Origin of the sequence: Kordia antarctica, assembly GCF_009901525.1 — a bacterium.
GTDB classification, from domain to species: domain Bacteria; phylum Bacteroidota; class Bacteroidia; order Flavobacteriales; family Flavobacteriaceae; genus Kordia; species Kordia antarctica.
In genome coordinates this window covers 1724778-1738066 of record NZ_CP019288.1, presented here as the reverse complement: position 1 = coordinate 1738066, position 13289 = coordinate 1724778, and the positions used below count along the sequence as shown (strand labels likewise).

The 13289-nt window shown below is 35.4% G+C and carries 2 protein-coding genes; both read left to right on the top strand.

Going from position 1 to position 13289, the window contains the following annotated elements; translation table 11 throughout:
• The first annotated feature begins 7 nt into the window (after positions 1–7).
• On the top strand, positions 8–6151 hold the full coding sequence (locus IMCC3317_RS07045) for an SDR family NAD(P)-dependent oxidoreductase (RefSeq protein WP_160128826.1): 6144 nt from the start codon (positions 8–10) through the stop codon (positions 6149–6151).
• A 72-nt stretch (positions 6152–6223) separates the two neighbouring features.
• Entirely contained in the window at positions 6224–13267 is a 7044-nt protein-coding gene (locus tag IMCC3317_RS07040) for an SDR family NAD(P)-dependent oxidoreductase (RefSeq protein WP_160128825.1), read from the top strand.
• The last annotated feature ends 22 nt before the right edge of the window (positions 13268–13289 follow it).

Here is a 13289-nt window from a genome sequence, read left to right as displayed (position 1 = left end):
CCATAAAATGATAAATTTTATTGAGTACATAGTTTCAGAATTAAAACAAAAGAGACTATCCAAAGGAAACGCATTGTCACTGATAAAGCAGTTTTCTCAAAATTCATCTAAAACCACGGTGGCAACGGAAATTCATCCGCTGTTGCACACCAATACTTCAGATTTATATCAGCAAAGTTATAGTACTGTTTTAACTGGAGATGAATCTTTTCTTGAAGATCACAAAGTAAAACTTGGCGAAAATCAATTTGCTAAAGTATTGCCAGGCGTTGCATATTTGGAAATGGCGCGTGTAGCGATAGAAAATGCATTGCCAAAATTGACCGAATCGAGTGTATTAGAAATTCAAAATATTGTTTGGTTAAAGCCGTTTTTCTCATTAGAAACTAAGCAACTCAATATTGCATTAACAACTACAGAAGATGGAAAGATAGACTTCGAAATTTACAGTCAAGACACTGGCACTGATGAGGTTGTTCATTGTCAAGGACAACTTGATTATTTGGATAAAACAGCAGTAGAAGTATTCGATATTGAGCAAGCCAAATCAGAAATGAAACGCGGAGAACTTAATTCTGATGCTATTTATGCAGCCTACGATTCTTTGGGATTAGCATACGGCGCGGCGCACAGAGTAGTTTCAAAAATATATCAAGGAGAAAATCAATTATTGGCGAAATTAGAATTGGCTGAGGAATTTGTAGCAGCGCAAGACAAATATATATTACATCCAAGTTTATTAGATGGCGCTTTGCAAGCTAGCATTGGGTTAACAGAAGACTTAAACAATCTTGGTGAAAGTCCAATGGTTCCTTTTGCCTTGGAGAACATTCGTGTGATTGCAGCGTGTACCAAAGAAATGTATGTGTTAGTTAATTATGCAAAAGGTAGTAAGGCTGAAGATAAAATTATAAAATTAGACATTGATGTTTATGATTCGGAAGGGAATATTTGTGTAAAACTCAAAGGATTTACTTCAAAAACATTTACAACCGAAAGTAAAAAGGTAGCACCAGCAAATCTTGAAACAGCTACATTATTTGCAAAACAAATTTGGGAAGCTACTATTGAAGAGAAAAGCTCACTTATAAAGGAAGATACATTTATTCACAAAGAAATCATTGCGTACAATTTATCGGAGATAGCTACAAAAGAACTTGAAAAGAGTTTTCCGAATACCAATTGTTCCGCAATTACAATTGCTGAGGGAAAGAATATTGCTGAAAAATATAGTGAAGTTGCTTTGAATTGCTTTGAAAACATTCAAAATGTACTCAAAAGCAAGCACAAAGGAAAAGTACATGTGCAACTCGTTATTGGGAATGAAGCTGAAAATGAACTATTAGCAGGAATTTCAGGAATGTTGAAAACGGCAGCGTTGGAAAATCCTCAGTTTTCTGGTCAAATCATCTTTACAGATAAAAAACAATCGTTAGAAACTTTGGTTGGTCAATTGCGTTTCAATCTAACAAATTCGAATGATACGGTTGTAAAATATGAAAGTGGAAAGCGATATGTATTGCAATTAAAAGAAATTGAAACTGTAGAAAAAGAACCAAAAATATCGTTTAAAGAACAAGGTGTTTACATCATTACTGGAGGTTTTGGAGGTTTAGGAAAGCTATTCGCAGAGGAAATTCTTCAACAAACAACAACAGCGAAAGTTATTCTAACTGGTCGTTCTGCGATAAGCAAAGACAAATCTGCCAAGCTTGAAGCATTAGCTGGAAATAAAAATAGAGTTGAATATCGTCAACTAGATATTTTAAACCTAAAAGAAGTACAAAAATGTGTAGATGCTGTAATTACTGAACACAAACAATTAAACGGAATTATTCATTCAGCAGGAATGATTTCAGATAATTATATTCTGAAAAAAACAACCAAAGAATTCCAACAAGTATTGGAGCCAAAAGTAACAGGAACGTTCAATTTGGATTCGGCTACTAAAGATATTGACATGGATTTCATGGTATTCTTTTCTTCGGGAGTTTCCTTATTAGGGAATCCTGGGCAATCGGATTATGCAGTTGCAAACGGGTTTTTAGACCAACTAGCAACGTATAGAAACAGTCAGAAAGAAAATAATACTCAATTATATGCGATCAATTGGCCTTTGTGGGAAAGTGGTGGAATGAACCTCAACCAAGAAGTCATGGACGCAATGCAACGCGAAACGGGCGTATTTCCATTGCAAACTGCCACAGGGAAATTGGCTTTCTATCAAAGTATGGAACTTGGTCTTTCTCAAATGTTAGTCATTGAAGGCGATTTGAAGAAAGTACGTCAGTTATTGATTAATAAACCAATTGTTGGAGTAGAAGCAGCGATCATCACACCAAAAACAGAAACAGTTAGCAAACCAGAAGCTGAAACTGTAGGAGCAATTCCAGATAATTTACTAGCAAAAACACGCGAATATATACGTAAAGAATTCTCGTCAGTATTAAAAATAGCAGTTCATAAAATAGATACAAGTGCAGCTTTAGAACGCTACGGAATTGACTCTGTAGTTGCCATGAATCTGACAGGAAAACTTGAAAAAACGTTTGGAAACTTATCTAAAACGCTATTTTTTGAATATCAAACGATTGATGAACTAAGCGAATATATCTCAGAGAATTTTCAAGATAAATTGGCAACTGTTTTGTCAATTCCAACACCAACTGCCAAAAAAGTAGCAGAACCAATTGTTGTAACGGAAACTAAGAAAGTTGAAGTAACAGGAAGACAAAGAGGCGGATTACGAAATTTTCAGCGACAATCTAATAGTAATAATAATACAAACACTAATTCGTCACAAGAAATTCACAACGAACCCATTGCAATTGTTGGTTTAAGTGGTCGTTATCCAGCATCAATGGATATTGAAACCTATTGGAACAATCTTCGCGATGGAAAAGATTGTGTCACAGAAGTGCCAGCACAGCGTTGGGATTGGAGAGATTATTACACAGATGATAAAAAGAATCCGGGGAAACATTCCAGTAAATGGGGCGGATTTATTTCAGGTGTAGATGAGTTTGATCCAAGGTTTTTTAATATTTCTCCACGAGAAGCAAGTTACATTGATCCGCAAGAACGTTTGTTTTTACAACATGCGTGGATGGCGGTTGAAGATGCAGGTTTTACACGAGAACGATTGCAAATTCCTGTTGAAAACGACCAAGCAGGACAAGTTGGAGTCTATGTTGGAGTCATGTATGGAGAATACAATTTATCGGGAAGTTTGGCAAGTATTGCGAACAGAGTTTCGTATTTCCTAAACCTTCACGGACCAAGTATGACATTAGATACAATGTGTTCTTCTTCATTAACAGCAATTCATTTGGCGTGTCAGGATCTCAAAATGGGACGTACAAATTTAGCCATTGCTGGAGGCGTAAATGTGAGTATTGATGCTAACAAATACAGCATGCTAAGTTCTGGGCAATTTATATCGAGTGACGGACATTGCCAGAGTTTTGGTGAAGGCGGCGACGGATATATTCCGGGAGAAGGTGTTGGCGCAGTTGTACTGAAAAAATTATCAGAAGCAGTAAAAGATAAAAATCATATTTACGGAATTATAAAAGGAAGTGCATTAAATCACGGTGGAAAAACGAACGGTTATACAGTTCCAAATCCGAATGCACAAGCAAGTGCAATTTCGAGAGCGTTGCGAGAATCTGGAACAGATCCGAAACATATTAGCTTTGTAGAAGCACACGGAACAGGAACAAAATTGGGCGATCCGATAGAAATTACAGCATTAACTAAAGGATATCAGTTAAAAGCAGGCGAAAGTCGTTGTTTGGTAGGATCTTCCAAATCCAATATTGGACATTGTGAATCTGCGGCAGGAATTGCAGGTCTTACAAAAGTGTTGCTTCAAATGAAGTATAAACAAATTGTTCCATCGTTGCATTCAGCAAAATTGAATCCTAATATAGATTTTGAAAAGTCTCCGTTTGAGATCAATCAAACCTTAAGAAATTGGGAGAAACCAACAGTTGACGGAAAACAAATACCACGTACCGCAGGATTATCTTCTTTTGGCGCTGGCGGATCTAACGCGCATATCATCATTCAAGAATATGATACTACTGTAAATGAAACTATACTAAATAGTCCGTATGCAATTGTGCCATTATCAGCTAGAATTGATGAGCAATTAAAACAAAAAGTACATGAACTTTATAATTTTATTGAACGCACGCACGCATCATCTGAAGAAAAAATCGATCTATTTCAATTAGCATATACATTGCAAATAGGAAGAGAAGCGATGGACGAACGTGTTGGTTTTATAGTGAATTCAATTGAAGAATTACTAGAGAAACTGAAAGCGTTTGTGAACGGAGAAGAACAAATTGAAGGTGTATTTCACGGACAAGTGCAGCAAAACAAGGAAACAATCTCGCTTTTTAATACAGATACCGATTTTGAAGAAACGATTGCAAAATGGATTACTCAAGAAAAATATGATAAGATAGTTGGACTTTGGGCGAAAGGATTGAATTTAGATTGGAACAAGTTTTACAACGATGAAAAAATTCAATTACTAAGTTTACCAACATATCCGTTTGCAAAAGAGAAATATTGGAATGCACCTGAATTAAGAGGAAAACTTGAAGTAAAAGAGAATGTTGCTACAATATTACATCCATTAGTACATGCAAATACATCTGATTTAGAGCAACACACCTATAGTACAATTTTTAGTGGTGAAGAATTTTTTATAAAAGATTACCAATTAAAACTCAATGGAGAAGATGCTCAAAAAGCATTGCCGGCTTTGGCAGCTTTAGAAATGGCTCGTGCGGCAATTGAACGTGCAAAACCAATATTGGATGCTTCAACTTCTTTTGAATTGCGCGAAATATCATGGGGAAAACCATTTGTCCTTAACGGAAATACAAAAATTGATATTGCTTTATTCAAAACGGCAAATGATCAAATTGACTTTGAAATATATAGCGGTACCAATGGCGGCGAAATTATTCATTCGCAAGGTTTGGCAGTTTATGTAGATAAACAACAAGCAATTCGCTATGACTTAGAAGATTTAAAAAATCAATTGGAGAAAAAAACTTGGGAAGCAAAAGATGTATACAATGCTTTCAGTCAGATAGGTTTTAATTATGGAACAACAACGCAAGTAATTGAAGCTATATATCGCAGTCAAAATCAGCTTTTAGCGGAAATTCGGTTGCCTAAAGTAATTGAAGAAAGCGAAGCAGATTTCGTATTGCATCCAACTATTTTAGATAGTGTAGTGCAAGCGTCAATCTGTTTGCATACAGATTTGAAACTCGTTGCAAATCATACATTTACGCCAGTTTCAACGGATTCAATTATTATACACAAAGCGTTCGAAAAAGAAATGTCAGTTTTTGTTCGATATGCACAAAATGATGCTTCAAACAATACGATTTGTATTGATGCAGATATATGTGATGCTAACGGAAATGTTTGTGCGCAAATTATAGGTTTACAGTTGCAACAAATTGAATTGAACGAAGTGCTTCATGCAAATACAGCAATCAATTTAATTCCAAAAGTAGAAACAATTTCGATTTCAGAATTGGACAAACCAAGTGCTGTAAAACTGAGTGATTTCAATTCACAAAATTCAATTGTATTAAAAAGAATTTCAGAAAAGCCAACAACTGTAACTTTAGGTATTGCGCAAAAAGTAGAAGATGCTACAATAAGTGTTAAAACGATTGAAGCTCCGAAAATACAGTTAAACAATCTAGCGGAAGCTTCTAGTTCCGGAAGTAAAACAGAAGTCAAACTTCGAAAAATAACAATTCCAGATACTGATTCAACTTCGAATATTTCTAACGATGCAGTAACACCAAAACCCACGGAAGTTGTCAGTGAAAAAGGTTCGGGACAATCAAAAGAGCAACTAAAACAAATGCTTATAAATACATTGGCGAAATCGCTGTACTTAGAATCTTCTGAAATTGACCCAGACAAATCATTTACAGACATTGGTTTAGATTCTATTGTTGGTGTTGAATGGATAAAAATAATCAACAAAAATCTAGATATGGAGTTGTCTTCCACAAAAATATACGATTACGCTACCATCAATGAACTTGCGAAATTTTTAACTAAAGAAGTAAGTTCAAAGCAAGGAACATCAACAACAGTTTCGTAAAGATTCAGTCTATCAAAATACCTACGGGAAACAAAATATAACCACACAAAGAACACTCAACAAAAGCCAAAAATGAATAGTTTAACCAAGATACAAATACAGAATTCTCTAATCAAAAGTCTCGCTGCGGCACTTTATTTAGAGCCTTCTGAAATAGACGCTGACAAATCGTTTACAGACATAGGTCTGGATTCCATTGTTGGTGTGGAGTGGATAAAAGCTATCAATAAAGAATTCGGTCTTGAACTTTCGTCGACAAAAGTTTACGACTATTCAACAGTCAATGAATTAACGGCGTTTTTAGTTAAAGAATTAGCAAACAAACCAACTTCAGTTGTTGAAGAAAAACCTACACAAACACCTATTGAAGCGAAACCATCAATTAAAGTTGAAGCAGTCGTTAAACCGAAAGTACAGATACAATCACCAATACAAGTAATAGCTGAACCACAACCGCAATCTAGTGCAACGCTAAACAGTTTAAAATCGTTTCCAACACTTACTAAAAAGACACGTGAAAAGCAGGTTGAAAAGGTTGTAAAATCTGAAAAGGGTTTTGAAGATGAAAAAATTGCCATTGTCGGAATCTCTGGAAGATATCCGCAAGCAAAAAACTTAGATCAATATTGGGAAAATTTAAAAGCTGGTAAAAACTCAGTCGTAGAAATTCCAAAATCTCGTTGGGACGTTGATAAACATTACGATCCAGATCCGACGAAAAAAGATAAAATCTATTGCAAATGGTTAGGAATGTTGGACGATGTAGATTGTTTTGATCCTTTATTCTTTCAAATTTCTCCAGCGGAAGCAGAAACGATGGATCCGCAACATCGTATTTTCTTAGAAGAAAGTTACAAAGCTTTTGAAGATGCTGGATATGCACGAAAAACGTTGAGCGACGAAAAATGTGGCGTGTACATGGGAATTATGAGTAATGAATATTCCTATATCATGTCTAAAGATGAATCTAATTCGTCTGTAAACACGACGGCAAATAGTTTTGCAATTGGCGCGGCACGGATTTCTTACTTTCTAAACTTAAAAGGTCCTGCAATTCCTTTTGATACTGCATGTTCCTCATCATTAGTAGCAATGCACGTAGCATGTCAAGGACTTTTAAACAACGAAATTGACATGGCACTTGCTGGTGGAGTTAGTTTATATTTAGCACCAGAATCGTATTTCGGAATGTGCCAAGCAGGTATGTTATCAGCCGAAGGGCAATGTAAAACATTTGACGATTCGGCAAACGGATTCGTTCCAGGAGAAGGCGCAGGAGCAGTTGTACTCAAACGATTAAAAGATGCAGAAAGAGACAACGATCATATATATGGAGTTATTCTTGGATCAGGTATTAATCAAGATGGAAAAACCAACGGAATTACCGCGCCAAGTGTAAACAGTCAAATAGAATTAGAACGCGAAATTTATTCCCGATATAACATTGATCCAGCTACGATAAGTTATGTAGAAGCGCACGGAACAGGAACAAAATTGGGCGATCCGATAGAATTGGAAGCTTTATCAACCTCTTTCAGTGAAAAAACTGATAAACGTAATTATTGCGCTATTGGTTCTGTAAAAAGTAATTTAGGACACACCTCTGGAGCGGCAGGAATGGCAAGTTTGCACAAAGTATTGCTTTCTATGCAAAACAAAACTTTAGTGCCGAGTTTAAATGTTGAAAAAGAAAATGTGATCTTCGATTTTGAAAAATCACCATTTTACATTTCAAGAGAGACAAAAGAATGGAATCAGCTTCCAGGTATTGAAAGTCCGTTGCGTAGAGCTGCAATTAGTGCTTTTGGCTTCAGCGGAACCAATGCACACGTGGTTATTGAAGAATATCCGCAAGAAAAAAATGATGCTAACAAACGTCCTGCAATTGATGCTTCTGGTGTACTGATCGCAATTTCGGCGCGCACAGAAGATCAATTACAACAAAAAGTTACTGATTTATATGATCATATCTCATCAAAAAAATCATCAATTAATCTTGAAGATGTAGCATATACGCTTCAAGTTGGGAGAGAAGAAATGAAAAAGCGTGTAGCAATTGTTGTCAATTCAGTAGCGCAACTTTGTGATAAACTTGAAGAATATATTATTGGAACTGGAAACATCCCAAATCTATACACAACAAAATCGTCTAAAAATGCAGAAACATTTGAAGCTGACGAAGCTTTTGAAAAACTGGTAGACGAATGGATTACTGCCAAAAATAATACAAAACTAGCCGAAATTTGGGCAAATGGTTTTGAATTGGATTGGAATAAATTCTACGGAGATCACAAACCAAACCGTATAAATTTACCAACATATCCTTTTGCGAAAGAAAAATATTGGGCACCAAAACCACAGAATTTAGAAATACTAGATACGCTCACTGATTCCATTGCAGATAGTATAGTTGATAACTTAACGGACACGATTATCAGTGCTGATGTCATAAAACAGAGCGAAGAAAAACCTTCAAAACAGTATTATCGTACACGTTGGGAAGCAATGACATTAGCGCAAAATTCTGAAGATGAAGCGAAACTAAATGGTCCGGTATTAATATTTGATGTCAATGGTGAATTATTCAAGACGTATAAAAATAAGTACAATCAGTCGCAGGACGAAAACAATATTGTCTTTGTAAAACTAGGTGGTGTATTTGAAGAATTAGACGCAAACGTTTATAGTATAAACCAAGAACGTGAAGAAGATTTCATTCAGCTTCTTGAAACGTTGGAAAACAAAAAATTACTTCCTTCTAAAATAATTTATCAAAGTTCTTTACAGCTTTCGCTGGAAGAAAAAAGCGGCGTAACACAACAGCTGAATTCAGGAATATATGCACTCTTTTTCTTGAGTAAAGCGTTGATGCGATTAAAAACGCAAAAACCACTCAAAATACTAACGCTTCTTCCAAATACTGATACTTTAGAAACTCCATTGAATGAAGCTCTTGGAGGGTTTTTCAAAACACTTACGTTAGAAAATCCAAAATATCAGGCTAAAATTATACTGCTTGATCACAAAAAAGAAGATCAAATAAATGTTTCAGATAAACTGCAATTAACTACCAATGAATTTGAAGATGAAAACTGGAATAAAAATGAAGTAAAATATATATTCCACAAAAACAATCAGTACAAACGTTACATTAGAACGTTAACTTCGTTTACGCCTGCGCAAAACAACCTAACGGATTTGCCAATAAAACACAACGGAGTCTATCTTATCTCTGGCGGAATTGGCGGATTAGGTTATCTATTTAGCGAATATCTAGCCAAAAAGTTTCAATGTAAATTAGTGCTTTTTGGAAGATCGCCTCTAAATGAAAAGCATCAAGAAAAACTTGACAAACTAAAAGCATTCAATACAGAAGCATATTACATTCAGGCAGATGTTACAAATCTGGAAGACATGGAAATGCTTGTGAAAGTAACCAAAGACAAATTTTCTCATATCAATGGAATCATTCACAGTGCTGGTGTAAGTAGAGATAGTTTTATTTTAAAGAAGACTACGGAAGAAATGCAACAAGTGATTGACCCGAAAGTTTATGGAGCAATCAATTTGGATAAAGCTACTAAAGACGAAAATTTAGATTTATTTGTACTATTCTCTTCCATTGCTGGCGTATTAGGGAACTTTGGGCAATGTGATTATGCATACGGAAATCACTTTTTAGACGCTTTCGCTGGATACAGAAATACCTTAGCAAATGATAACGAACGTTTTGGTAAAACACTTTCTATAAACTGGCCATTTTGGAAAGATGGAGGCATACAACTTCCAGAAAATGAAATAGAACAAGGAAAAAAACTCATCGGAATTTATCCTATTGAAACAGCTATTGGACTCGAATATTTTGAACAATTTCTATGTTCAGACATCACGCAAGGAGTTGCTTTATATGGAAAAGCATCAAAAATTAGTGCGTATCTTCAACAGGAAACAACAAATGAAAACGAAGAAAGTAAAGCAGTTTCAACCACAATAGATATTTCAGTAATAGACACTTCCGTTTTATTAGAAAAAACAGAAACATATCTAAAAGAACTTATTGGAACAGAAATAAAACTAGATCCAGCACGTATAGATAGTGACGAAAAATTTGATGCATTTGGTATAGATTCCATTATTATTGGAAGAATAAATCTTACGATAGAAAAAGATCTTGGTTCTCAATCAAAAACATTGTTATATGAGTTTCCAACGATCAAAGAATTATCCGCACATTTACATGTAGAAGCAAAACAGCAACTCATAAAGTTGTTTGATATGTCTCCAAAAAATGTTGAGGTAGCAATTGTAACGAAAGAAACCAAAGTAGTTGCAACGCCAGCATACACAGAAGAAAAAGGAATTGATTCTCATGTTGAAAATGAACCAATCGCAATTATTGGTGTTCATGGAATCTATCCAAAATCGGAAGACGTAAATAAATACTGGGAAAACATCAAAAAAGGAAAAAACTTAGTAGATGTAGTTCCAGAAGATCGTTGGGATTGTGAAGCATATTATGATGAAAATCCTGAAAAATCTACCGAAGGGAAAATTTATAGCAAATGGGGAGGATTTATAAAAGATGTAGACAAATTTGATCCTAAATTCTTCAACATCACTACGGAAGATGCGAATATGATGGATCCGCAAGAACGATTATTTTTAGAATCAGTTTGGGGAACTATTGAAGATGCCGGATACACTAAAAATAGTTTAAAAACGCATTACAGCAAAGGCAAAGGTTCCGATGTTGGCGTATTTGTAGGCGTAACAACGCACACGTATAATCTAATCGCTTTAGACGAATGGAACAAAGGTAATTACTTAAACTCTAGTTCATTAACTTGGTCAATAGCAAACAGAGTCTCGTATTTAATGGATTTTCAAGGACCAAGTATGCCAATTGATACGGCATGTTCATCGTCGTTAGTATCCATTCACATGGCGTGCGAAAGTCTTCGGAAAAAAGAATGTCAAGTAGCCATTGCTGGAGGCGTAAACTTATATTTACATCATTCCAAATATCATTCTTTATGTAAAAAAGGAATGCTTGCCAAAGGAAATAAAAATTACAGTTTTGGCGCAGGCGATGACGGATTTGTTCCTGGAGAAGGCGTAGGTTCCGTATTACTAAAACCGTTGAGTAAAGCAATCGCAGACAAAGATCATATTTACGCAGTTGTAAAAGGAAGTGCAGTTGGACATGGCGGAAGCTCAAATGGCTATTCGGCACCAAATCCGAACTCGCAAGCAACACTAATTGAAGAAACGTTGCAAAATGCAAAAGTACATCCTGAAACAATTAGTTATGTGGAAGGACACGGAACGGGAACGCAATTGGGCGATAGTTTGGAAATATTATCCTTAAACAATGCTTTCAAATCTAAAGTAGAAAAGAAACAATTCTGTTCTATAGGTTCTGTCAAAGCCAACATTGGACATACAGAATCGGCAGCTGGAATTGCTGGAGTTACAAAAATTCTCTTGCAATTAAAACATAAATTACTTGCGCCGACAATCAACTCGGAAGAGGTAAATCCGAATATAAACTTTGAAAAATCGCCTTTCTATCTGCAACATACCTTATCAAAGTGGGAACATTTGCCAAATGTGCCACGACGCGCGCTCATCAACTCATTTGGTGCTGGTGGCGTAAATGCGTGTTTAGTTTTAGAGGAATTTGTGGATGCTAAAACTAAGGTAGAAAAACCAAAAGAAACGGGTTCGCATTTAATTGTATTCTCTGCAAAAAGCAACGAAAGTTTACTGAAATATGTAAATAAATATCTCATTGTCTTAGGAGAAAATAGAAATCTTAGTCTGGCGGACTTAGCATACACGCTTCAAACAGGACGAGAAGCAATGCAAGTACGATTGGCTTTTATTGTTTCAAATAGGATAGAATTAATGGAGCAAATAAAAAATTGGAAACAAGATATTTCAGATAAAAATATCTTTGAAACAAAAGAAGGAACGGTTCAAACCATAAAAAATCCTACCAAAGAAGAAAAGATACATATTGATTCTTTACTAGAAAATAAAAATCTAACGGAGCTTGCTAAAATTTGGATTGAAGGAATAAAAATGGATTGGGAAAATCTGTACACTACTGTAGATGAGCCAAAACGAGTTTCTTTGCCAACCTATCCGTTTGCAAAAGAACGCTATTGGATTACAGATAATACGCCGACAAACAAACAAACGAAAACCGCCAGAAACAACACGGAACAATTACATCCATTGGTTTCTCATAACATTTCTACGTTGCGTCAAATAGGATTTAGTTCGTTATTGGACCATACTGAATACTATGCAGAAGATCACAAAGTAAATGGCGTAAAAATATTTCCAGGAGCAGGATTTCTTGAAATAGCGAGTGTTTCAGGAAGTTTGGCAGGAGAGAAAAAAGTACAGAAAATCAAAGATATCGTTTGGATTCATCCATTAACATTTCAAGATGTTCCTAAATCAATTCAAACATATCTAAAACAAAGCGGAAGCGGAACACAATATGAAGTAACTTCATTGAACGAAGTTAGCGAGCGAATTACACATTGCGAAGGAAAAATATTGTACCAAGATAATTCAAATCATTCCAATGGAGTTGATGAAAAAATAGACCTTGAAGCATTAACAAATACATGTCACACAACCATAACGAGTAGCAACTATTACGAATCTTTTGAGAAATCAGGAATCAAATATGGCGCTGCTTTTCAAACCGTTCGTGAATTGCATATTAGTGATTCATTTGCGTTGGCAAAACTTGAAATTGCAACAAATTTACAAACTGATTTTGATCAATATATGTTGCATCCAAGTCTATTAGATGGCGCGCTTCAAACTGTTGCAGGATTAGTAGGAAGCACAAATACTGATAAATCATACCTGCCATTTGCAATTGATGAATTAGAGATTATTCGTCCGTTAACGCAAACGTGTTATGCTTTCGTTGAATTTGCAGATCATAAAGGAAATATGCAATCAGACATTAAAAAATTCAACATTCAAATCGTAAATAGAAAAGGAGCGTTGCTTGTGCGTATAAAAAACTTTTATGCCAGAGCAATTGCTACCGTTGAAACACCGTCGCAACAAGCAACCGTGTCTCAATAATCAAATTAGTACAGTTTTAATT

What these genes read in the sequence shown, in the direction of transcription:
- IMCC3317_RS07040 (WP_160128825.1), top strand. Translation starts at nt 6,224, where the DNA reads ATGAATAGTTTAACCAAGATACAAATACAGAATTCTCTAATCAAAAGT.
- IMCC3317_RS07045 (WP_160128826.1), top strand. Translation starts at nt 8, where the DNA reads ATGATAAATTTTATTGAGTACATAGTTTCAGAATTAAAACAAAAGAGA.